General features: G+C 62.6%; 23 protein-coding genes. 10 read left to right on the top strand and 13 right to left on the bottom strand.

Annotation, left to right across the window (positions count from 1 at the left end; genetic code table 11):
* Positions 1–5: 5 nt before the first annotated feature.
* The 5 genes from IB264_RS27630 (at position 6) to IB264_RS27610 (ending at position 3,908) form a co-directional block, all read left to right on the top strand.
* On the top strand, positions 6–956 hold the full coding sequence (locus IB264_RS27630) for a hemin ABC transporter substrate-binding protein (protein ID WP_025428090.1): 951 nt from the start codon (positions 6–8) through the stop codon (positions 954–956).
* The gene (locus IB264_RS27625) at positions 943–2,067 is read left to right on the top strand and encodes an iron ABC transporter permease (RefSeq protein WP_025428091.1); all 1,125 of its coding nucleotides are present in this window, start codon (positions 943–945) and stop codon (positions 2,065–2,067) included. The genes IB264_RS27630 and IB264_RS27625 overlap by 14 nt, the downstream gene beginning before the upstream one ends.
* 9 nt (positions 2,068–2,076) lie before the next feature.
* On the top strand, positions 2,077–2,868 hold the full coding sequence (locus IB264_RS27620; RefSeq protein ID WP_025428092.1) for a heme ABC transporter ATP-binding protein: 792 nt from the start codon (positions 2,077–2,079) through the stop codon (positions 2,866–2,868).
* 159 nt (positions 2,869–3,027) lie between these two features.
* On the top strand, positions 3,028–3,396 hold the full coding sequence (locus tag IB264_RS27615; protein WP_025428093.1) for a DUF883 family protein: 369 nt from the start codon (positions 3,028–3,030) through the stop codon (positions 3,394–3,396).
* 80 nt (positions 3,397–3,476) lie between these two features.
* A complete protein-coding gene (locus tag IB264_RS27610; RefSeq protein WP_025428094.1) occupies positions 3,477–3,908 on the top strand; it encodes a hypothetical protein in 432 nt (143 codons plus the stop codon).
* On the opposite strand, the gene IB264_RS27605 is transcribed toward IB264_RS27610, so the two are convergent.
* From IB264_RS27605 to IB264_RS27595, 3 genes are all read right to left on the bottom strand, one after another.
* A complete protein-coding gene (locus IB264_RS27605) occupies positions 3,905–5,413 on the bottom strand; it encodes a sensor histidine kinase (protein WP_025428095.1) in 1,509 nt (502 codons plus the stop codon). The two genes, IB264_RS27610 and IB264_RS27605, sit on opposite strands and share 4 nt — an antisense overlap.
* A 148-nt stretch (positions 5,414–5,561) precedes the next feature.
* The gene (locus tag IB264_RS27600; RefSeq protein WP_025428096.1) at positions 5,562–6,116 is read right to left on the bottom strand and encodes an RNA polymerase sigma factor; all 555 of its coding nucleotides are present in this window, start codon (positions 6,114–6,116) and stop codon (positions 5,562–5,564) included.
* Between the two features lie 8 nt (positions 6,117–6,124).
* Positions 6,125–6,319 carry a NepR family anti-sigma factor gene (locus IB264_RS27595; RefSeq protein ID WP_025428097.1) on the bottom strand — a complete coding sequence of 65 codons (195 nt, stop codon included), beginning with the start codon at positions 6,317–6,319 and terminating at the stop codon, positions 6,125–6,127.
* 135 nt (positions 6,320–6,454) lie between these two features.
* On the opposite strand from IB264_RS27595, the gene IB264_RS27590 reads away from it, so the two are divergent.
* Positions 6,455–7,249 (top strand): response regulator, encoded by a 795-nt coding sequence (locus tag IB264_RS27590; protein ID WP_025428098.1) that lies wholly within the window; start codon positions 6,455–6,457, stop codon positions 7,247–7,249.
* Between the two features lie 319 nt (positions 7,250–7,568).
* Here IB264_RS27590 and IB264_RS27585 read toward each other — a convergent pair whose 3' ends face one another.
* The 9 genes from IB264_RS27585 to IB264_RS27545 form a co-directional block, all read right to left on the bottom strand.
* Positions 7,569–9,152: an FGGY-family carbohydrate kinase gene (locus IB264_RS27585; RefSeq protein ID WP_057206516.1), complete on the bottom strand. Its 1,584-nt coding sequence runs from the start codon at positions 9,150–9,152 to the stop codon at positions 7,569–7,571.
* A gap of 97 nt (positions 9,153–9,249) precedes the next feature.
* Positions 9,250–9,918: an HAD family phosphatase gene (locus tag IB264_RS27580; RefSeq protein WP_025428100.1), complete on the bottom strand. Its 669-nt coding sequence runs from the start codon at positions 9,916–9,918 to the stop codon at positions 9,250–9,252.
* 110 nt (positions 9,919–10,028) lie between these two features.
* Complete coding sequence (locus IB264_RS27575; protein ID WP_025428101.1) at positions 10,029–11,513, bottom strand: mannitol dehydrogenase family protein; 1,485 nt, start codon at positions 11,511–11,513, stop codon at positions 10,029–10,031.
* A 40-nt stretch (positions 11,514–11,553) separates the two neighbouring features.
* Complete coding sequence (locus tag IB264_RS27570) at positions 11,554–12,327, bottom strand: L-iditol 2-dehydrogenase (protein ID WP_025428102.1); 774 nt, start codon at positions 12,325–12,327, stop codon at positions 11,554–11,556.
* Entirely contained in the window at positions 12,324–13,325 is a 1,002-nt protein-coding gene (locus tag IB264_RS27565; RefSeq protein ID WP_025428103.1) for an ABC transporter ATP-binding protein, read from the bottom strand. The genes IB264_RS27570 and IB264_RS27565 overlap by 4 nt, the downstream gene beginning before the upstream one ends.
* An 11-nt stretch (positions 13,326–13,336) precedes the next feature.
* Entirely contained in the window at positions 13,337–14,167 is an 831-nt protein-coding gene (locus tag IB264_RS27560; protein ID WP_025428104.1) for a carbohydrate ABC transporter permease, read from the bottom strand.
* A 5-nt stretch (positions 14,168–14,172) separates the two neighbouring features.
* Positions 14,173–15,045, bottom strand: coding sequence for a carbohydrate ABC transporter permease (locus IB264_RS27555; protein WP_025428105.1), 873 nt, complete (start codon positions 15,043–15,045; stop codon positions 14,173–14,175).
* A gap of 143 nt (positions 15,046–15,188) precedes the next feature.
* The gene (locus tag IB264_RS27550; RefSeq protein WP_025428106.1) at positions 15,189–16,499 is read right to left on the bottom strand and encodes a sugar ABC transporter substrate-binding protein; all 1,311 of its coding nucleotides are present in this window, start codon (positions 16,497–16,499) and stop codon (positions 15,189–15,191) included.
* 209 nt (positions 16,500–16,708) lie between these two features.
* Complete coding sequence (locus tag IB264_RS27545) at positions 16,709–17,662, bottom strand: sugar-binding transcriptional regulator (RefSeq protein ID WP_025428107.1); 954 nt, start codon at positions 17,660–17,662, stop codon at positions 16,709–16,711.
* Between the two features lie 312 nt (positions 17,663–17,974).
* Here IB264_RS27545 and IB264_RS27540 point away from each other — a divergent pair, with 312 nt between their 5' ends.
* Together IB264_RS27540 and preA are read left to right on the top strand one after the other, a co-directional pair.
* Entirely contained in the window at positions 17,975–19,336 is a 1,362-nt protein-coding gene (locus tag IB264_RS27540; RefSeq protein ID WP_025428108.1) for an NAD(P)-dependent oxidoreductase, read from the top strand.
* Between the two features lie 20 nt (positions 19,337–19,356).
* Entirely contained in the window at positions 19,357–20,670 is a 1,314-nt protein-coding gene (gene preA / locus IB264_RS27535; RefSeq protein WP_192434419.1) for an NAD-dependent dihydropyrimidine dehydrogenase subunit PreA, read from the top strand.
* Positions 20,671–20,724: 54 nt separating this feature from the next.
* Here preA and IB264_RS27530 read toward each other — a convergent pair whose 3' ends face one another.
* On the bottom strand, positions 20,725–21,747 hold the full coding sequence (locus IB264_RS27530) for an NAD(P)-dependent alcohol dehydrogenase (protein ID WP_025428110.1): 1,023 nt from the start codon (positions 21,745–21,747) through the stop codon (positions 20,725–20,727).
* A gap of 106 nt (positions 21,748–21,853) precedes the next feature.
* Here IB264_RS27530 and IB264_RS27525 point away from each other — a divergent pair, with 106 nt between their 5' ends.
* Entirely contained in the window at positions 21,854–22,753 is a 900-nt protein-coding gene (locus IB264_RS27525) for a LysR family transcriptional regulator (protein ID WP_025428111.1), read from the top strand.
* A gap of 128 nt (positions 22,754–22,881) precedes the next feature.
* Entirely contained in the window at positions 22,882–23,040 is a 159-nt protein-coding gene (locus tag IB264_RS34820) for a VOC family protein (RefSeq protein WP_143347943.1), read from the top strand.
* The last annotated feature ends 41 nt before the right edge of the window (positions 23,041–23,081 follow it).

The raw sequence follows: 23,081 nt of genomic DNA, 5'->3' as shown, positions 1-23,081 counted from the left end.
GCGTGATGATCAACGGTCTCGACTTCCGCCGCCTTCGCCTCTGGGAGCTGGCTCTGGCCGCGTTTGCGGTTTCGGCTCCCTTCCTGTTGCCCGCCGTGGCGCCAGGGGCGCCGTCGTTCATCCGCCCGGCGATGGCACAGAGCATTGAGCAGCCGGACGTCTCGCGCGTCGTTTCGGTTGGCGGTGCGGTTACCGAGATCATCTACGCACTCGGCGAGGAAGGCCGGCTGGTCGGCCGCGATTCGACCAGCACCTATCCGGAAGCTGCAACCAAGCTGCCTGATGTCGGCTACATGCGCGCGCTCGCCCCGGAAGGCATCATCGCGGTCAATCCGACCGCGATCGTCGCCGTCGAAGGCAGCGGCCCGCCGGAGGCGCTCGCCATCCTGAAGGATGCCAACATCGCCTTCACCAGCGTGCCGGAAACCTTCGACAAGGACAGCATCCCGGCAAAGATCCGCTCGGTCGGCACCTTCCTCAATGTGCCCGACAAGGCCGATGCGCTCGCAAAGTCGGTGGAAGCCGACCTTGCTGCAGCGGTTGCCGGTGGTGCCAAGCGCCCGGAAGGCGAGCGCAAGCGCGTTCTTTTCGTGCTCAGCACCCAGGGCGGCAAGATCATGGCGTCGGGCACCGGCACGGCTGCCAACGGCATCATCGAGCTTTCCGGCGCGATCAACGCCGCCGGAAAATTCCCGGGCTACAAGGCCCTGACCGACGAGGCGATCATTGAAGCCAAGCCCGACGTCATCCTGATGATGGACCGCGGCGGTGAACACAGCGCCAAGGCGGACGAACTCTTCGCCCTGCCTTCGCTGAGCCTGACGCCTGCCGCCAAGACCAAGACGCTGATCCGCATGGACGGCCTGCACCTGCTCGGATTCGGCCCGCGCACCGCAAGCGCCATTCGCGAACTCAACGCCGCAATCTACGGAAAGAAGGCCAATGCCTCGCAGTGAGGCTTTGGACCTCGGCAGGCGCGTGACCGCCCTCGCCGCCGATATCCGGGCCGAATGGCGGTCGGGCAATCGTGCGCGGCTGGCCCGCGTCGTCATTGTTCTACTCGTCATCTTCGCGGCAGCCACCTTCATCGGCTCGATCATGACCGGTGCCGCCGACGCTTCGCTGTCCAACGTCGTGCGCTGGCTGCTCGGCGCGAGCGATGCGGATCAGGTCCTGAGCGTTCGCGACCGCATCATCATTCTCGACATCAGGTTGCCACGAGCGGTGCTCGGAATGCTCGTCGGCGCATCGCTTGCTGTCTCCGGCGTTGTCATGCAGGGGCTATTCCGCAACCCGCTGGCCGATCCCGGCCTTGTCGGCGTCTCCTCCGGTGCAAGCCTCGGCGCCGTTCTGCTGATCGTGCTCGGCTCGGCCGTGTTCGGCCCGCTGTTTGCGCTGTTCGGTTTTTATGCGCTCCCGGTCGCAGCCTTCATCGGCGGCCTTGTCACCACGCTTCTGCTCTACCGGATCGCCACCCGCGGCGGCCAAACCTCGATTGCCACCCTGCTTCTCGCCGGCATTGCGCTTGGCGCGCTCACCGGCGCCTTCACCGGCGTGCTGATCTTCATCGCCGACGACAAGCAACTGCGCGACGTCACTTTCTGGGGTCTCGGCTCGCTTGCCGGCGCCAGCTGGACGAAGATCGCCGCGGCCGCGCCGATCATCCTGTTGTCGCTCGCGGTCACGCCCTTTCTGGCGCGCGGCCTCAACGCCATCACGCTCGGCGAAGCAGCCGCGTTCCACATGGGCATTCCGGTGCAGCGCATGAAGAACATCGCCATCGTCAGCGTCGCCGCAGCAACCGGTGCGTCCGTTGCCGTCAGCGGTGGCATCGGCTTCGTCGGCATCGTCGTACCGCATCTGCTGCGCCTCGTCATCGGCCCGGATCACCGCTATCTCGTGCCGGCATCGGCGCTTCTCGGCGGAACATTGCTGATCCTGGCCGACATGATCGCCCGCACCATTGCCTCGCCTGCAGAGTTGCCGATCGGTATCGTCACCGCCTTCATAGGCGCGCCGTTCTTCCTCTGGATCCTGCTGCGCGGTCGCACGACCATGGGACTGTGAGCCGAAACCATGATCAAGGTATCCAACCTCTCCGTCCGGCTTGGCGGCCGCCAGGTCATCCACGGCATCTCGCTTGAGGCAGAGCCGGGCGCGCTGACCGCGATCGTCGGGCCGAACGGCTGCGGCAAGACAACGACGTTGAAGGCGATCTCCGGCGAGTTGCCGCCGGAAAGCGGATCAGTCAGCATCAATGGCCGCAATCTCAAGGGCCTGAAACCCTGGGAGCTCGCGCTGAAACGCGGGGTGCTTCCACAATCGACGGTGATCTCGTTTCCCTTCACGGTCCGCGAAGTGGTGCGGCTCGGCCTGACCGCAGGCGCGACATCAGATGCCAGGGCCAATGACCGCATTGCCGCCGAAGCGCTCGAGGCCGTCGATCTCGGCGGCTTTGCCGGGCGCTTCTATCAGGAGCTTTCGGGCGGCGAACAGCAGCGCGTGCAACTGGCGCGCGTCCTCTGCCAGATTTCCAACCCGGTCGGCGATGGCGAACCGCGCTATCTGCTGCTCGACGAACCGGTCTCGAGCCTCGATATCCGCCACCAGTTGACCATCATGCAACTGGCGCGCCGGTTCTGCGAGCGCGGCGGTGGCGTCATCGCCGTCATGCACGATCTCAACCTGACGGCGATGTTCGCCGACCGGATGATCATGATGAAGGCCGGGAAGATCCGCGCAGGCGGCGCGCCGCGAGAGGTGTTGACCGACGAGACGATGGAGGTGGTGTTCGGCTGCCGCATGCAGGTCAGCGCCATGCCGGCAGCCGACGTGCCCTTCGTGTTGCCGCAGACGGCGACGCTCTAGCCGGCAAATCGCGCCAACTTCAAGATTTATCGAAACAATTTGCGCACTCGTGCGTTGTTCTCCTCGAAGTACCGGTCGTGGCAATGCGCTTGCCATGTCGGTGCCAACGGATCACGCCGGTCGTCCTTGGCCGGCGTTGCAGCGAAAGGGAGACCAATCATGGCTTCAGGCCTCTTCTCAGGTTCAAGTTCACGGTCGAGCAAGCGCAACGGCGCGCTCGCTGACATTTCCATCGAAGACCAGCTCAGCGAACTGCGTAGCGACATGGCGGCGCTCGTTGCCCTGCTTGCCGATCGCGGTGCCGACGCTTCGAAACAGGCGCGTAGCAAGGCGCACGATGCCCGCGAGCACGCGGAAGCCGGCCTTCAGGATTTGCTCGCAAGCGGCGAGGAACTGCTCGGCGATCTGCGCGACCGCTATGCCGGCACGGAAAAGCAGCTTCGCCATGCGGTACGCGAGCACCCGTTCGCAACGCTTGGCACGGCAGCCCTCATCGGTCTGATCGCCGCCGCACTGCTGCGGCGCTAGGTTCGATGCAGATCTTGGAACGGGGTGGGATCGCCAGACGCATCCCACCCGTTTTGACGTGTTACCAGGAGTAAATGCGCATGGGACCACTCGGGGCCGCTCTGTCCGCCTTGCTGGCTGCCGACATCGGCGCCACCGCATCACGTTTCAAGCGCAACGCCGCCTTGTGCGCCGTCGTCGCCGTGCTGCTTGTCACCGCCTACATCTTCGCACTGATCGCCATCGCGCTTTATCTCAGCGCCGCCTATTCGCCTGTGGTCGCCGCCGCGTCGATAGCCGCAGCCCTCATCCTGACGGCCTTGATCCTGATCATCGTGATGATTGCCCTGCAAGGACGGGATAGGCGGCTCGCCGAAGAGCGCCGCCGTCGGTCGATGATGCAAACCAATCTGACGATGCTGGCCGCAGCAAGCATCCTGCGCAAACAGCCGCTGCTCGCCGTGGGCACGGCCCTTGCCATCGGCGCCTTGCTCGGCACCGGCAGGAAGCGCAGGCCGCGACGGGAAACCTAAAGCGGCAAGCGGATCAGCGCGGTCACGCCGGCCGCCATATATTCGACCTTCACCGAACTGCCGAGAACCTTGTCGAGGCTGCGCTCTATCAGGATGGAGCCAAAGCCTCGACGTTTCGGTTCGCGCACGGGCGGTCCGCCGACCTCCGTCCAGGTCAGGTGCAATACCGCTTCGCCTTCTTCGACGACGTTGCGCGCCGTCAGCACCACCTTGCCGGTCGGCACCGAAAGGGAGCCGTATTTCACCGCATTGGTCGCAAGTTCATGCAGCACGAGCCCCAGGCCGACGGCCTGGTCGGGGCCGAGCAGCACCTCGTCCTTGTGCAGTTCGATCTGGTCCGCATAGACGCTGACATGCGGCATCAATTGCTTGGAGATCAGGTCCGCAAGCCGGATCGTGCCCCACTCATGGTCCGAGAGAAGTCCATGCGCCTCGGAGATCGCTTGCAGTCGTCCGGCAAAGGCGGTCATGAATTCGGCCGGGTCGCTGGTCTGGCGCAGGGTCTGGCGGGCGAGCGACTGCAGCATCGCCAGGGTATTCTTGACCCGGTGGTTGAGTTCCTTGAGCAACAGCCGCGTTCGCTGCACCGATGCCTGCTGGTCGGTGACATCGATGGTGACACCGATGAAGGTCAGCGGATTTCCCTTGGCATCCCGATCGTGCACCCGCCCGCGGCCGAGCAGCCAACGGCCGGTGTTTCCGACCCGGAACATCCCGTCATATTCCTCGTCCGCCTTCATCGCCTGGCGAAGCTTGGCGAAGGTTGCGCCGCGGTCATCGGCATGGATGGCGCCGAACACTTCCCTGGCGCCGAACGACCGATCGGCCGGCAAGCCGAACATGCGCATAAAGGCGCTGTTGCCGACGATCACGCCGGAGCGAACGTTCCAGAGCCAGCTGCCGATATTGGCCGCCTCAAGCGCCATCGCGTGGCGCTGTTCCTCGCGGGAGAGCGCTGCCTCCTTGATGGCGCGCCGTCGCGCCTCGTCCTTGAGCTTGAGAAGCGAGGCGGCAAGATCGGCAAGCCGGCGCAGCTGCTCCATCAGATGCGGTGCGACCTCGCTGCGCGCGGCAACGTCGAGCACGCAGACCGTGCCGACCGGCTGGCCATCGAGAACGATCGGCGCGCCGGCGTAAAAGCGCAGGAATGGCGCGCCGGCGACCAGCGGCCGATTGCGAAAACGCAGATCGACTGAGGCGTCGAGTACAACTAGGCCGTTGCCTCCCGCATCGGCTGCCGCGTGCACGCAGAACGAATCCTCCGATGACGCCCGCGTCTCCGTGGTACCGACCGCCGCCTTGAACCATTGCCACTCGCGGTCAAGCAGGCTGACGAGCGCGATCGGCGCATCGAAGAGGCGGACAGCGATCTCGGCAATGCCGTCGAAATCCGCATCGGGTACCGCCATGTCCGGCACCGTCGCATGCAGCACGCTCAACCGCTCGGGCGCGTCGAGCAGCGATGTCTCCGGCGGGGCGGTCTTTTCTTCTCTTTTTTCGCGCATCCGGCCTCAACTCCAAACTGCCGCACCCGTCAGCCGGCGCCGATTGCCATTGACACACGGCGCTCTTCTGCGGAGACGTTCAGGCCGCCAGTGAAAGCAGGGCTGCTCTCGATTTGCAACGCTCTGGCGGCCAAAAAGAGCTGTCGGATCAGGAAACGAATGCCCGTGAGGTAATGGGAGCGGACGTTTCGTCCGGACCGTAGTCGTTTTCGCCCTGCACCTTGAGGATATCCTGAAGGCGCTGGCGGGCGCGGTTCACCCGGCTCTTGATCGTGCCCAGGGCGCAGCCGCAGATCGTCGCCGCTTCCTCATAGGAAAAACCCGACGCGCCGACGAGGATGATCGCCTCGCGCTGGTCCGGGGGCAGCGTCTCGAGGGCCCGGCGGAAATCCTGCAGGTCGAGCGAACCATATTGTTCCGGATGATGGGCAAGCGATTCGGTGAAATGGCCGTCGCTGTCCTGCACCTCGCGTCCGCGCTTGCGCATCTGGCTGTAGAGCTCGTTGCGCAGGATCGTGAACAGCCAGGCCTTCATGTTCGTGCCCATCTGGAAGTGGTCCTGCTTGGCCCAGGCTTTCATGATCGTGTCCTGAACAAGATCGTCGGCCCGGTCATGACGACCTATGAGAGACATGGCAAAGGCGCGAAGGCTCGGCAGGGCGGCGAGCATCTCTCGCTTGAACTCATTCTTTTCAGACGACATTCTGGCGCTCACTCCCTTCCCTGCAGAACCGACTGCCGCTCGGCTGCGTCGAGTTTTTCCAGAAGATCGAGAAAGCGCGAAGGTATCGCTTCTTCCTGAACGGACTGATAGAGCGCCTTTAACTTGGCCGCGATCTGCGTGTTTGGGTCTTCGGACCATGAGGTCGTACCGGAAGTGCGCCCCGCCCCTGTTTTATACTTCATTGTCAATCTGTCGCCTTGTGGTGTTCATTACCGCCTTAACGCGTCTGAAAAATGAAATGTTCCCTCCCGGAACTTTTTTTTGCGTGAAACGTTTTGGAGCATCACTGCAAGATTATATTCTCGAGGGAGTACTCCATGACATTGTCCACACGGATCGCGCCGCTGCTGCCCTATCTGCGCCGCTACTCGCGCGCATTGACCGGGTCGCAGACATCAGGCGACGCCTATGTGGCCGCGGTACTCGAAGCCCTGATTGCCGATACCTCCATTTTCCCGGAGGCCAGCAATGACCGGGTCGCGCTGTTCCGCCTCTACACGTCGCTCTTCGGCTCCTCGTCGGTGCTGGTTCCCGAGCCGGTTTCGCCCTTTGCCTGGGAGCAGCGCGCCTCGGTCAATCTGGCAAACGTTTCGCCGCTTGCCCGCCAGGCTTTCCTTCTCGTCTCGGTCGAAGGTTTCCGGCCCGAGGAAGCAAGCGAAATCCTTGCCGTCACCGACGACAAGATCGGTTCCCTTCTCGACCGCGCTTCGCAGGAAATCTCGCGACAGGTCGCAACCGATATCATGATCATCGAGGACGAGCCTCTGATCGCCATCGATATCGAAAACATGGTCGAGAGCCTTGGCCACCGAGTGACCGGCATTGCCCGCACCCGCGACGAAGCAATCGCGCTCTATAAGAAGACCCGTCCGAGCATGGTGCTTGCCGATATCCAGCTCGCCGACGGCAGCTCCGGTATCGATGCGGTCAACGATATCCTGAAGGCCAGCGCCATCCCGGTGATCTTCATCACCGCCTTCCCTGAGAGGCTGCTGACCGGCGAACGCCCTGAGCCGACCTTCCTGGTCACGAAGCCTTTCAATCCTGACATGGTGAAGGCGCTGATCAGCCAGGCGCTGTTCTTCAACGAATCGACGAAGGCCGCAGCCTGATCATCGACACAGCATCTATCGCCGGCGGCCTCGGTCGCCGGCTTTTGTTTGTCCACTTGTTGCTGTCGCCCGCCCTTGCCTTTCGTCGCTGGTGTCCTGATTGGCATGCCCGTTGATGGCAAGCGCTGGAAACAAAACAGCCAGTGCCGAGGGAAGGCACTGGCTGACATTGTTCAACTCACCGGGGGAGTGTGAGTTGTAAACCGGCGGATTACCTCCGGCGCCACATTGGGGGCGATGCGCGCCACCGTCCGGTCTGAAAATAAAATGCGTGACGCAAACAAAGGTTCCCGGAGTTGCGCGTTTGCCGATCATTTTTTTATTGCAGCGCGTCCAGTTCGTCGCGATGGCGGTAGAGCGCAAGGAAGCGGCGGTAGTCGCGATCGTAGATGTCACGCATGGCGTCGTTCGGCCGCCGCTCGCGCCCGCCGGACGCCATCGCCGCACCGGCCACGGCGAGATCGACGTGAACCTGACCGGCAACGGCTGCCGCCATCGCCGTTCCGAGAAGAACGGCGTCAGGCGCATCGGGTGCTACGACCCGGCAACCCGTGACGTCGCAATAAAGCTCCATCAGAAGCGCATTGCGCACGTGGCCGCCGGTGACGTGAAGTGTGTCGAGTTCGTAGCCGACCTCACGCATCATCTCGAGGATATGGCGGATGCCGAGCGCGATCGCCACGCAGGTGCGCCAATAGAGCCGGCACAGCGCATCGAACGACGAATCGAACGGCAGGCCGCTGATGACGCCGAGCCCGTGTGGATCGGCAAGCGGTGAGCGGTTGCCGTGGAAATCCGGCAGTACATGCAGCCGTTCGGCAAACTGCGTTCCGTGCAGGACGCGCAGTTCCTGGACGCGCGCGATGATCCGGCCGTGGGTCTCGGTCGTTGGCTCCAGGCCGCCGCCATGAATGCGCACGATGTGATCGAGCAGGGCGCCGGTCGCCGACTGGCCGCCTTCGATCAGCCAGGCGCCGGGCAGCACCGCTTCGAAATAGGGTCCCCACATGCCGAAGCCGGGCTTCATATCCTTGGAGAAGGCAACGATGCAGCTCGAGGTGCCCGCGATCAGCGCCAGTTGCCGCTCGAGCTTTTCCGGCTCGCCGGCAAAACCGCCGAGCACGCCGAGCGCCCCGGCATAGGCGTCGATCAGACCCGGTGCCACCTGGCAGCCGATATCAAGACCGAGCTCGGCGGCAGCCTCCACCGACAAGCCCCCGACCGAGCTTCCGACCGGCTGCGTTTCCTCCGGCAATCCGCCCCGCGCAAGCAGATCCTCGAGGCCGATCCGCGCGAGATAGTCCGCCTGCCAACCGCGCTGTTCATGGGCGAGATAGTTCCATTTCGCCGTCAAGGTGCAGCGCGAGCGCGCCGCACTGCCGGTCGCCCGCCAGGAGAGATAGTCGGCGAGATCGAAGAAAAAGCCTGCCTTCTCCCATTGGCTAGGCAGATTCCGCTTCAGCCACATCAGCTTCGGCATTTCCATCTCCGGCGACATGACGCGGCCGGAGAAATCGAGGACCGGGTGTCCGGTGGCGGTACAGAAATCGGCCTCCGTCAGCGCCCGATGATCGAGCCAGACGATTGTGTCCCAGCGCGCCTCGCCCTTTCGGTTGACGGAAAGCGGCGCGCCGCTCCGGTCGCGCACCACGAGCGAACACGTTGCATCGAAACCGATGGCGGCAATGCTCTCCGGCGCGATGCCGGCCTTGTCTCTGGCAGCTTTCACCGAGCCGCAGACAGCTCTCCAGATATCTTCCGAATCGTGTTCGGCATGATTTTCTTCCGGCCGGTTCATGGCGATCGGCAGGTCGGCACGCGCCAGAAGCCTGCCATTCCGGTCGAAAATTCCGGCACGGGCACTGCCGGTACCGACATCGACCGCAACGACGAATTCACGCATCAATGGAGATCCCCGTCCCCGTTACAGCACGCTGCAACATCTTGAAACTGCCGCATAATTTTCCCATCAAATCGATTTCGACTTGAGGAATTATGCACTATTGGCGGACAAACTGTAACAATTCGCCCATGTCGTCAAACAGCACGTCGGGGTCGAGCTTGGCGAGTGTCTGTCGATGACGGTCGCTGCGCGCATGTCCGCCACCGGCGAAGGCAAAGGCCCGCATGCCAGCGGCGTGCGCGGCTTCGATGCCGGCCGGACTGTCTTCGACGACGATACAATCCTTGGGTGCATAGCCCATCTCCCGGCTCGCCAGCAGAAACAGGTCGGGCGCCGGTTTGCCATGTTTGACCATCGTTGCAGAGAAGATGTTCGGCTCGAAAAGATCGATCAGACCGGTGACGGTCAGCGACAGCCGGATGCGTTCCGGCTGGCTGGACGAGGCGACGCAACAGGCGACGCCAAGGTCTTCGACCGCCCGGCGAATACCGGCGATCGGCTGCAACTCCGTACGGAAACGCTGATAGAGCCGCGTGCGCATTTCTTCGAGAAAGGCGTCGTCTGTCGCCAGGCCATATTCGTCGTGAAGTATGGCAGACATGCTTTTCAGGCTGCGCCCGAGAAACCGTTCGGTCGCCTCCTCCGTGGTCATCGACACGCCTGCCGCCGCCAGCACGTCGACCAGGACTTCGAGCGAGATCGGCTCGCTGTCAACCAGCACGCCGTCGCAATCGAAGATCACCAACCTGGACGCGCCGTCGGCCATAACACCCTACCCCTTACAGCGCCGCGCATCTTTTAAGACGCGCCAACGTCGCTGTAACTCTTTGAATTGCTGCGTAATTTCATCCTTAAATCGGGCCCCGTTCTAAGGAATTATGCAGTAAGCTTGCCGTCCAGATAAAGCTGGAGCGTAGCGCGCGTACCTTTTTCCCAGAGGGTTTTCAATGCGTGGGTGAAGCGCTTGCGGAAGAGATCGGATTGGGCGACCTCGCCGAAAATGTCCGACAGCGCCAGAAAAGCCGTCGGATCCTGCCTTGCGGCACGGGCTGCCGCCTGAAGCCGTTCGGCGTTCTGGTCGTTGAAGACAATCTGCTTGCCGCTATCGGTCGTGCCGTCGAAGTAGCGGCACCAGAGCGCTGACACCAGCGCCAGGCCGACGACGTCTTCGCCCCGCGCCAGCCGGTCGGCCGTCGAGGGCAGGATGAATTTCGGCTGCCGGTTGGAGCCGTCCTGTGCAAGCCGCGGGATCGTGTCGCCGATCTTCGGGTTGGAAAAGCGCATCTCGATCAGCTTGTAATAATCGCCGAGATCGGTGTTCGGCACCGGCGGAATGACCGGAATGATCTCGTCATGCTCAAGCTTGGCGAGAAAATCACGGATCAGCGGCTCCTCCATCGCCTCGTGGACGAAATGAATGTCGAGCAGGGCTGCGGGATAGGCGATTGCCGCGTGGCCGCCGTTGAGGATGCGGATCTTCATGTGCTCATAGGGCGCAACATCGGGCACGAACTGCACGCCGACCTTTTCGAGCGCCGGGCGTCCCTGCGGAAAATGATCCTCCAGCACCCATTGCTTGAACTCTTCGCAAAACACCGGCCAGCCATCCTCGATCTCGTAATCGGTTGCGACGATGCCGATTTCGCGTGCGCCCGTGGCCGGCGTTATGCGGTCCACCATGCCGTTCGGAAAGGCGATATTGGCGTCGATCCAGTCGGCGAAATCAGGATCGAACAGCCGGGCAAGGCCTGAAACCGCAGCGTGGGTCACCTCGCCATTGCCCGGAATGTTGTCGCATGACATCACCGTGAACGGCGGAATTTGTCCGTCGCGGCGTGCCTTCAGACCGGCAACGATCAAACCGAAGACCGTCTTCGGCGCGGCGGGATTTTGCGCATCGTCAACGATGGCCGGGTGGGTCGGATTAAAAACGCCGGAGGCTGGATCGATGAAATAGCCGCCCTCGGTGATCGTCAGCGAAACAATGCGGATCGCCGGGTCTGCAAGCCTGGCGACGATGCCAGCGACGTCGCCGGGCCTGAGATAGTCGATCATCGCGCCAGTCACATGCGCGCCGGTGCGGTTGTTGTCCTGCTCGACCACCGTCGTCAGGAAATCCTGCGCCGCGAGCTTTGCCCGCATTTGTTCATCGGAGGGAAGGACCCCGGCACCGACGATCGCCCAGTCATGGTCGTGCCCGGCATTGAAGAGATCGTCGAGATAGACGGCCTGATGGGCACGGTGAAAATTGCCGACACCGAAATGCACGATACCGGCTTTCAGATCGGCGCGATCGTAGCTCGGCACGCCGGCCTTGGCCTTCACTGCGTCGAGCGCGGCAAGAGAAAGTTTGGTCGTCATGGTCTCGTTTCCTTATCGAGGCATCGTCCGGAGACGGGCCTCAGCTCATCCAGTTGCCGCCATCGACGTTGTAGGTCTGCGAAACGACGTAATCGCTCTCGGCAGAAGCGAGGAAGATCGCCATGCCCGTGAGATCCTCGGCCGTTCCCATGCGCCCATAGGGGACTTCCGCTCCCGCGAGCCTCTTCTTCTCGCCGCGCGGGCGGTTCTCGTATTTGGCAAACAGTGCGTCGACGCCGTCCCAGTGCTCGCCATCGACGACGCCGGGCGCAATGGCGTTGACGTTGATGCCGTGCTTGATCAGGTTCAGCCCCGCCGACTGGGTCAGGCTGATGACCGCTGCCTTGGTGGCGCAATAGACGGCGACCAGCGCCTCGCCGCGCCGGCCTGCCTGGCTCGCCATATTGATGATCTTGCCGCCCCTGCCCTGGGCGATCATCTGTTTGGCAGCCGCCTGCATCGTGAACAGCGTCCCCGAAACATTGATCGAAAACAGCCGGTCATAGCTTTCACGCGTGATCTCGACGATCGGCGCGAGATCGAAGAGCGCGGCGTTGTTGACGAGGATATCGAGACCACCGGCCTCGGTGACAACCGATGCGATCGCCGCGTCGATGGAGTTCTGCTGCGTCACATCCATCTCGACGGCATAGGCGCTCGGGCCGATTTCCGATGCGGTCTCACGCGCCCGCGCCAGATTGATGTCGGCAATCGCCACTGTGGCGCCTTCTCGCACATAGGCTTCGGCGAAGGCACGACCGATACCCCGCGCGGATCCGGTGATCAGCGCGCTTTTCCCGTGAAGACGTTTCATCGAACTGCCAGTCCCTTGTCGTCGAACCTGTGGACGCGCTGGGCGTCGGGCGTCAGGAACACCCGGTCCCCGTGGGCGACGGCGAAATCGCCGCTGACACGCGCGGTCATCGTTCCGATATTGTCGACGTTGACGTGCAGGAAGGTGTCCGAGCCCAGGTGCTCGGCAACGCCGACCGTGCCGGCCCAGGTGCCGTTTTCCGTTGAAAGCACCAGATGCTCGGGCCGGATGCCCATAGTGTGCGCCTGGTAGGCGGTAGCCGGCGCACCGGAAACGAAGTTCATCCGCGGCGACCCGATGAAGCCCGCCACGAAGAGATTGTCCGGCTTGTGATAGAGGTCGAGCGGCGAGCCGACCTGCTCGATGCGCCCCCGGTTGAGAACCACGATCTTGTCGGCCATGGTCATGGCTTCCACCTGATCGTGGGTGACGTAGACCATGGTCGTCTTCAGATCCTGGTGCAACTGGCTGATTTCGAGCCGCATGTTGACGCGCAGTGCTGCGTCGAGGTTCGACAAAGGCTCGTCGAACAAAAAAGCTTTCGGCTGGCGCACGATCGCGCGGCCGATGGCGACACGCTGGCGCTGGCCGCCGGAAAGCTGGCGAGGCTTTCGGTCGAGATAGTCGGTCAGGTTGAGCACACGCGCTGCGTCGGCCACCTTCTTGTCGATGACAGCCTTGTCCTCGTTCGCCATCTTCAACGGGAAGCCTATGTTCGAGCGCACACTCATATGCGGATAGAGCGCATAGGACTGGAACACCATCGAAAGTCCACGTTGCGCTGGCGGCAGCTCGGTGGCGTTCTTGCCGTCGATGACGATCTCACCATCGCTGACATCCTCTAGCCCGGCGATGAGCCTGAGCAGCGTCGATTTTCCGCAGCCCGACGGGCCGACGAAGACGACGAACTCGCCATCGTCAATATTGAGGTCGATCGACGGGATGACGGCATGGGCGCCGAAGACCTTCGAGACGTTTCTGAGTGTAATGTTTCCCATTGTCGTATCCCTTATTTGACCGCGCCGAAGGTGAGGCCGCGCACGAGCTGTTTCTGCGAGAACCAGCCGAGTATGAGGATGGGGGCAATCGCCATGGTCGAGGCCGCCGAGAGCTTGGCGTAGAACAGGCCTTCGGGGCTCGAATAGGAGGCGATGAAGGCCGTGAGCGGCGCCGCCTTCGCGGCGCTGAGGTTCAGCGTCCAGAACGCCTCGTTCCAGGCAAGGATGATGTTGAGGAGCAGCGTCGAGGCGATGCCCGGGATCGCCATCGGCGTCAGCACATAGATGATCTCCTTGGACAGCGATGCTCCGTCCATGCGTGCCGCCTCGAGGATCTCGCCGGGGATTTCCTTGAAGTAGGTGTAGAGCATCCAGATGATGATCGGCAGGTTGATCAGCGTCAGCACGATGACGAGGCCGGTGCGGGTATCGAGCAGGCCGGTGTTGCGGAACAACAGGTACATCGGCACGAGCACACCGACCGACGGCATCATCTTGGTGGAGAGCATCCACATCAGCACGTCCTTGGTGCGCTTGGTCGGCGAGAACGCCATCGCCCAGGCAGACGGGATGGCGATGATCAGGCCGATCAGCGTCGAGCCGAAGGAGATGACGACCGAGTTCATGAAGTGCAGGAAGTAGTTCGATCGGCTCTGGACCTCATGATAGTTCTCCGTCGTCCAGTCGAAGAAGAACAGGGACGGCGGCGAGGCGATCGCCTCTGCCTCGGTCTTGAAGCTCGTCAGGAACGTCCACAGGATCGGGAAGAAGATCAGGATGCCGATCGTCCAGGCGACGACCGTGACGACGATCTTTCTTTGGGTGGAGACAGTGCGTGCCATCGGTATCAAGCCTCCAGCGTCTTGCCGATCATGCGCATCAGGAAGAATGCGACGATGTTGGCGAGGATGACGGCGATGATGCCGCCGGCGGATGCGCCGCCCACGTCGAACTGCAGCAGGGCCTGCGCATAGACGAGGAAGGTGAGGTTCGTGCTCTGCGTGCCCGGACCGCCATTGGTCGTCACCAGGATTTCCGCAAAGACCGAGAGCAGGAAGATCGTCTGGATCAGGATCACCACGGTGATCGCACGAGAAAGATGTGGCAGCACGAGATAGATGAAGCGGCTCCAGGCGCTGGCGCCGTCCATCTGGGCTGCTTCCTTCTGCTCTTCATCGAGCGATTGCAGCGCCGTCAAAAGGATCAGCGTCGCAAAGGGCAGCCATTGCCAGGCGACGATGAGGATCACCGACATCAGGGGTGCATTGGCGAGAAAGTCGAAGGGCTGCAGTCCGAAGAGCTTGGCCAGCCAGGCGAACAGCCCGTTGACCGGGTTCATGAACATGTTCTTCCACACCAGCGCGGCGACGGTCGGCATGATCAGGAACGGCGCGATCACCAGGATGCGCACGATCCCCTGACCGAACATCGGCTGATCGAGAAGAAGCGCCAGCGCAATGCCGCCGACGACGGTGATGAAGAGCACGCCCAGCACGATGGCGAGCGTGTTGAAGATCGCCTGGAAGAAGGCGGGATCGGTGAGGAAGTAGCTGTAGTTCGAAAAGCCCGCGAACTCCTCCATTCCCGGCATCAAGAGATTGTAGCGCAGGAATGAGAAGTAGATTGTCATGGCCAGCGGAACGATCATCCAGGCCAGAAGCAGAAGCACCGAGGGCGCGATCATCAAACGCGCGGCGGAGCGGGTGTGCAAGGTCGCCATGGCGTCCCCCCAAATGACGGAATTCAACGCTGTTTCGATATCGGGTCGGGCCAGCGCGTTTACCCGCGTGGGCCCCTTGACTGCCTCCAGGAATTACCGGGGCGCCAACCATTTGCGGCCGGCACCCCGGGCCCTTGGGAGCCTTATTTGATGTAGCCGGCCTTGGTCATCTCACGCTCGGTCAGTTGCTGGGCGCTGGCAAGCGCCTGGTCGACGGTCATCTGACCGGCAAGAGCCGCCGCGAACTGCTGCCCGACTGCTGTGCCGAGCCCCTGGAATTCAGGGATCGCCACGAACTGCACGCCGACATAGGGCACCGGCTTGACGGCCGGGTTCTTGGGGTCGGCTGCATTGATCGAGTCGAGCGTCATCTTCGCGAAGGGCGCTGCCTTCTGGTACTCAGGGTTGGCGTAGAGCGATGTGCGCGTGCCCGGAGGAACGTTGGCCCAGCCTTCCTTGTCGGCAACGAGCTTCAGATAGTCCTTGCCGGTTGCCCAAGCGATGAACTTCTCGGCCGCGGCCACCTTCTGCGAACCGGCGGGGATGGCAAGATTCCAGGCCCAGAGCCAGTTTCCGCGTTTGCCGAGGCCAGTGTCAGGTGCAAGCGCGAAGCCCACCTTGTCGGCAACCGTCGATTCCTTCGGGTTGGTCACGAACGAGGCCGCAACCGTCGCGTCGATCCACATGCCGCATTTGCCGGTCTGGAACAGCGACAGGTTTTCGTTGAAGCCGTTCGAGGATGCACCGGGCGGTCCGGCGTCATTCATCAGCTTGACGTAGAAGTCGAGCGCGTTCTTCCATTCCGGCTGGTCGAACTGCGGCTTCCAGTTCTCGTCGAACCAGCGGGCGCCGAAGGCGTTCGCGGTTGCGGTCAGGAAGGCCATGTTCTCGCCCCAGCCCGCCTTGCCGCGCAGGCAGATGCCGTAGACTTCGTTGCCCTTGTCGGTGATCTTGCGCGCCGCGTCGGCGATGAAGTCCCAGGTCGGCGCGTCGGGCATGGTCAGCCCGGCCTTTTCGAACAGGTCCTTGCGGTACATCACCATCGAGCTTTCGCCGTAGAACGGTGCGGCATAGAGCTTGTCGTCTATGGTCAGGCCCGAGCGGATCGCCGGCAGCAGGTCGTCGACGTCGTAGTCGGCGCCGAGATTGTCGAGCGGCATAAGCCAGCCCTGCTTGGCCCAGATCGGCACTTCGTAGGTGCCGATGGTCATGATGTCGTACTGGCCACCCTTGGTGGCAATATCCGTCGTCACGCGCTGGCGCAGCACGTTTTCCTCGAGTGTCACCCACTCGAGCGTAATGTCCGGATTCTTGGACGTGAATTCATCCGCCAGCTTCTGCATTCGGATCATGTCGCCGTTGTTCACGGTCGCAATGGTCAGCGTTTCTGCTTGGGCCAGACCTGCCAGAGCGACTGCCGAGCACGTGCTCAGCAGGAAAGTTCTCAAATTCATCGACTTCCTCCCAGAAGAAATTGAGCATTTGCCTTGCTCATGGGCAATTACTCACTTCTTGTGAAAAAATGTCAATCCGCTTTCGTTGCTGCGCTGCAACCAGAGCCGTTATGAATCTGTTTTGATTGCGGATTTTTTATCAGCAGGTGGTGATATGAACGCCAAAGGGCCGGCGCATGGCCGGCCCTTCCCAAGCAGAAACGCTGCGATCAGGCGTTGAGCAGATAGGCGGCGGTCGCCTCATCGGTGATAATGCCGTTGATGATCCGCCCCTTGAGCGCGGCCTTCAGCGCCTCATATTTGCGCCGCCCCTTGGCAAGCCCGATCACCGACGCATTGTCGCGCGATGGCAGAGGAACGGAGGCGACACGGTCGTTGAAACTGCCCGCCAGCAATGCGCCGTCGTGGTCAAACATCCAGCCGCAGATTTCCCCTGCGGCGCCGGACTTCGTCAGCTGCCCCATCTCGTCCTGCGACAGAAATCCGTCCTGGCAAAGCGGCGCCTCGGGGCCGAGTTCGCCGACACCGACAAAGGCGACATTCGCCTCCGCGCCCAGCTTCAACGCCACCTGGACGAGGCTCTGGCTGTGCAGCACCGCGCGCTCCTCCGGCGAGGAGGCGAGAACCGGCAAAGGCATCGGGAAATGCCGCGCCTTGACGGCATCGGCCATGCTAAAGATGACGTTGTAATAGGCGGCCGAGCCGTCGAGCCTGATATTGCCAGTCAAGGACACGATGCGATGCTGCGGACATTCCATCGCCGGCAATTGGTCGATCGCCGCCTTCAGGGTCCGGCCCGTACCGATCGCCAGAACCTGGGGCTCGGTTAATTTGAGCCAGCGCTCGATCTCGGCGGCCCCTGCCTCGGCGATGCCGACCGTGGTCGAACTCGATCCGGGATCGCTCGGAACCACGTCCACATGCTTTAGCTCGTATTTTTCCCGAAGCCGTTCGGCAGCCTCCAGGCATGCGGCAATCGGATGATCGAGCCTGACCTTGATCAGGCGCTCCGCCATGGCAAGCGAAACCAGCCGCTGGGCCGATTGGCGCGAAATGCCCATGACCGTGGCGATCTCGTCCTGGGTACGGCCGGCGACATAGTATAACCAGCCCGCGCGGGCAGCATCATCAAGCCTGTTGTTCGCCTCAGCCCGTCGCGCCATGCCACTTCTCCATTCCCCCGCGATCGCGATGTTTTGGGTCGAATCAACTCAAAACATCGCGATCGCTTCCCCTAAGTTAGAGCGGGATGCGGGCGGAAAACCGCACACACTTTTCCTCATCCCGCTCTGATTTGCTGCCACTATTTGCCCTGCCCTGTCAAACAGCAGTCAAGAACAATGGCTTGGCAGGTCTGCAGCAAATCCCCGGATCGCAAGGCTTTCCCAGCATTTCGATGCCAAACTTTTACCGTTTGATAAAAAAATAAAGCGTGTTACCGTTCCATCATCCTGAGAAAACATTGGGAGCCAAAAATGGGAACGACGCAATCTGGGATCCTCGGCGGCCGCCTGCCGCTCGCGGACTACGAAACCAATTTCTCCGACCTCCATCCAGCCCTCGACAGGCACGAGGCATTGGTCGCCTCCGACCGCTGTTATTTCTGTCATGACGCGCCCTGCATGACGGCCTGTCCCACCTCCATCGATATCCCGCTGTTCATTCGGCAGATATCGACGGGCAACCCCATCGGCTCGGCAAAGACGATCTTCGACCAGAACATCCTGGGCGGCATGTGCGCCCGCGTCTGTCCCACCGAAACGCTCTGCGAGCAGGCCTGCGTGCGCAACACGGCTGAGGAGCGTCCGGTCGAGATCGGCCGCCTCCAGCGCTATGCGACCGATATCGCGATGAAGGAGAACAAGCAGTTCTACACCTGCGCTGCGACCTCCGGCAAAAAGGTTGCCGTCGTCGGCGCCGGGCCAGCGGGGCTTGCCTGCGCCCACCGCCTTGCGGTCAAGGGCCACGAGGTCGTCATCTACGATGCCCGTGAGAAATCCGGCGGCCTCAACGAATACGGCATCGCCGCCTACAAGTCCGTCGACGATTTCGCCCAGAGCGAGGTCGACTACGTGCTGTCGATCGGCGGCATCGAAGTCCGCCACGGCCAGGCGCTCGGCCGCGATTTTTCGCTTGGCGATTTGACCGAACAATATGACGCCGTCTTCCTCGGTCTCGGCCTTGCCGGCGTCAACGCGCTGCGCCTCGAAGGCGAAACCGCCGAGGGCGTAGACGACGCCGTCGATTTCATCGCCGCCCTTCGCCAGTCGAAGACCAAGGCCGACATTCCGGTCGGTCGCCGGGTCGTGGTTCTCGGTGGCGGCATGACCGCCATCGACGCCGCCGTCCAGGCCAAGCTGCTCGGCGCCGAGGAAGTGACGATCTGTTATCGCCGCGGCAAGGAGCACATGAACGCGTCCGAGTTCGAGCAGGACCTGGCCACCTCCAAGGGCGTCACCATCCGCCACTGGCTGCAGCCCAAGCGCATCGCGCTCAAGGACGACAAGGTCGCCGGGATCGAACTCGAATACACTACGCTCGTCGATGGAAAGCTGACGACGACGGGCGAAACGGGTATCATTGCCGCAGACCAGATCTTCAAGGCGATCGGTCAGTCCTTCGAGGCGTCCGGCCTCGGATCGCTCACGTTCGAAGCCGGCCGCATCGTCACCGATGCCGAAGGCAAGACCTCGCTCGCCAATGTCTGGGCCGGCGGCGACTGCGTGCTGGGTGGCGAGGACCTGACGGTCTCCGCCGTCGCCATGGGCCGCGATGCCGCTGAAGCGATCAACCGGGCTTTCGCCGCGGCCATGCCGCGCGCGAGCGCCGTTGCATAACGGATCGGGAGAACGGAACAATGGCTGATCTTCGCAACAATTTTGTCGGCATCAAATCCCCGAACCCGTTCTGGCTGGCGTCCGCGCCGCCGACGGACAAGGCCTATAACGTCGAGCGTGCCTTCAAGGCAGGCTGGGGCGGCGTCGTCTGGAAGACGCTCGGCGAGGAAGGACCGCCTGTCGTCAACGTCAACGGCCCGCGCTACGGCGCAATCTGGGGCGCCGACCGCCGGTTGTTGGGCTTCAACAACATCGAGCTCATCACCGACCGCGACCTTTATGTGAACCTGCGGGAAATGAAGCAGGTCAAGATGAACTGGCCGGACCGGGCCCTGATCGCATCGATCATGGTGCCCTGCGAGGAAGAGGCCTGGAAGACGATCCTACCGCTGGTCGAAGAAACCGGCGCCGACGGCATCGAGCTCAATTTCGGCTGTCCGCACGGCATGTCCGAACGCGGCATGGGCGCCGCTGTCGGACAGGTGCCGGAATATATCGAAATGGTCGTTCGCTGGTGCAAGCAGTACACGCGCATGCCCGTCATCACCAAGCTGACGCCCAATATCACCGACGTCCGCAAGCCGGCCCGCGCCGCCAAGGCCGGCGGCACCGACGCAGTGTCGCTGATCAACACGATCAACTCGATCGTCTCCGTCGATCTCGACAACTTCGCCCCGAACCCGACGGTCGGCGGCAAGGGTACCCACGGCGGCTATTGCGGCCCGGCGGTCAAGCCGATCGCGCTCAACATGGTCGCCGAAATCGCCCGCGATCCGGAAACCTACGGCCTGCCGATATCAGGCATCGGTGGCATCACCACCTGGCGCGATGCGGCCGAGTTCCTGGTGCTTGGCGCCGGCAACGTGCAGGTCTGCACCGCGGCAATGACCTACGGCTTCAAGATCGTCCAGGAAATGATCTCCGGCCTGTCCGACTGGATGGATGCCAAGGGTCACCGCAACCTCGACGACATCACCGGTCGCGCCGTGCCGAATGTCACCGACTGGCAGTACCTCAACCTCAACTACATCGCCAAGGCCAAGATCGATCAGGATTCCTGCATCAAATGCGGTCGCTGTCACATCGTCTGCGAGGACACCTCGCACCAGGCGATCACCCAGTTCGTCAACGGGGTGCGCCACTTCGAGGTGATGGACGACGAGTGCGTCGGCTGCAACCTCTGCGTCAGCGTCTGTCCCGTCGAGAACTGCATCACCATGGAAGAACTGCCGGCAGGCGCCATGGACCAACGCACCGGCAAGCCGGTCGATCCGAACTATGCCAACTGGACGACGCATCCGAACAATCCGATGGCCCGCCAGGCAGCGGAATGACCAAAACCGACGCCGCCGGATTCTTGTCCGGCGGCGTCGGGAATTGGTGTTCGATCAGACCGCGACCACCACCTTGCCGAAGGCGCCGCGATCGAGATGCGCCAGTGCCTCGCGGAAATCCGCAAACCGATAGCGCGCATCGACCACAGGCTTCAGACCGGTTTGATCGACAGCCGCGACGAGGTCCTCAAGCGCCCGGCGATGGCCGACGCCGATGCCCTGGATGACAGGCGATTTCAACAGCACCAGCGGCGCCGGCGCCGAGATCTCGGCGCCTTCGAGCACCCCGATGACCGAGATCCGTCCCTGCACCGCCACCGCATGCAGCGACCGGCCGAGATTGGCGCCACCGGCAAGCTCCAGGATATGATCGGCGCCGTGATCGCCGGTGATCTCAAGCACACGCTCCACCCAGTCTTCCGACAGGCGGTCGATGCCATGGTCGGCACCGAGCTCGAGGGCGCGATCGAGCTTGTCCCGGCTTGCCGACGTGACGATGACTTCGGCCCCATGCGCCTTGGCGATCTGCAACCCGAACAGCGCGACACCACCCGTCCCCTGCACGACGACGCGGTCGCCGGCCTTCGGCCGCCCCTTCTCGACCAGCGCGTACCAGGCCGTTACACCGGCGCAGGGCAAGGTGCTTGCCTCGCCATCGTCAAGGCTCTTTGGCGCATGGACGAACCAGTCTTGCGGGAACGTGACATATTCCGAAGCAACGCCCGGATTGAGACCGCCGAGCGCAAACGACGTCGGTTGACGGGCCGTTCCCGGCTTTTGACCGTCGATCCAGCTGGGGTCGAAGACGGAAATGACCCGATCGCCGGCCTGAAAGCGCGTCACGTCGCTGCCGACCGCCTCGACGACGCCGGCCATGTCGGAGCCCGGCACGAAGGGGAAGACGAGCGGCATGCCCATGCCGTTTTCGAGCACCAGCTTGTCGCGAAAGTTGAGCGAAAAGGCGGTCGTGCGAACCAGCACCTCGCCCGGCCCCGCCTGTGGGATCGGCCGCTCCGTGAGCTTCAGGTTCTGAGGGCCGAACGCATCGATGGTCCATTCCTTCATCAGTCTCGCCATGGTCTTTCCTTTCATCGGATTTGATCTGATGGAGAAAGCATAGCGTTGAAATTATCTCTCCAGTTGCGATATGATTTCGTCATATTGGTTCCATGAGGGATACAAGATGAGCTACCTGAACGGCGTTTCGGTGTTCGTGGAGGCGGCCGACGCGGGCGGATTTTCCGCCGCCGCCGAAAGGCTCAACCTGTCGCGTTCAGCCGTCGGCAAGACCGTCGCCAAGCTGGAGCAAAGGCTGGGCGTGCGCCTGTTTCATCGCACCACCCGCACCCAGAGCCTGACCGACGAGGGTCAGCTGTTCTACGAAAACTGCCAGAGGGCGCTCAGCGAAATCAGAGCCGGCGAGGCGCTGCTGGAATCCGGCAAACAGGAGATACAGGGACGGCTGCGCCTGTCGATGCCGGTGCATTTCGGCCGCCAATGCATCATGCCGTTGCTGTCGAAACTGCTGCAGCAACATCCACGGCTGGAGTTCGACCTCAACTTCAGCGATCGCAACGTCGACCTTGTCGAGGACGGCTTCGATCTCGCCATCCGCACCGGCCCGCAACGGGATGAGCCCGAACTGATGATGCGCAAGATCGCCGACCAGCGCATGACCGTGTGCGCCTCCCCGGCCTATATCGAAGCGAATGGCGCACCGGAGACGATCGAAGACCTGACGGCGCACCAGGCGATCCTCTATCGGCGCAGCGGACAACCTCTCGCCTGGTCCTTTCCAGTGAAGGCCGGCCAGACGCAGACCGTCACGCCGCCGGCGCGTCTGCGGCTCGACGACCTGACGTCGATCGCCGACGCGGCGGCCGACGGCTTCGGCATCGCCTGGCTGCCTTGCTGGCTGGTGGGCAACCGCATCGCTTCCGGCTCGCTCGTGCAGATACTCGCCGATGTGCCCGCTCTGTCCTACGGCACCTATGTCGTCTGGCCGAAAACCCAATATATGCCGCCAAAGCTGCGGCTGCTCATCGATACCCTTGCCGCGCGGCTGCCGCCCATGATGGAATGACGCCAACGGCTATCCCTGTTGCGAGCGGAGGCGTCGGAAGCCAAGCAAGGAGGCAACGCGCCGGCAGCACCGTCTTCGCCCCGTTCAAGCGCGACACCGACTGTTTCGGCCAAAGCCAACAGATGTGGATGCTGAACTTCCGCGTCGACGCCATGACGGAGCAGCTTCGTACTGCGGGCATCGAGGTGACAGCCGACCCGCAAACCTATCCGAACGGCCGCTCCGCCAGGCTCTACGACCCCGAAGGCAACCCGATCGAGCTTTGGCAGCCGAACCCCGCCGAATAGCGCCAGTGGCCAATGACGCGCAAGACACGATAACGAAACAG

Source organism: Ensifer sp. ENS11 (assembly GCF_014851895.1).
GTDB classification, from domain to species: domain Bacteria; phylum Pseudomonadota; class Alphaproteobacteria; order Rhizobiales; family Rhizobiaceae; genus Ensifer; species Ensifer canadensis.
Note: the sequence above shows the minus strand (reverse complement) of the source record. Positions and strands in the feature narration are given on the sequence as shown.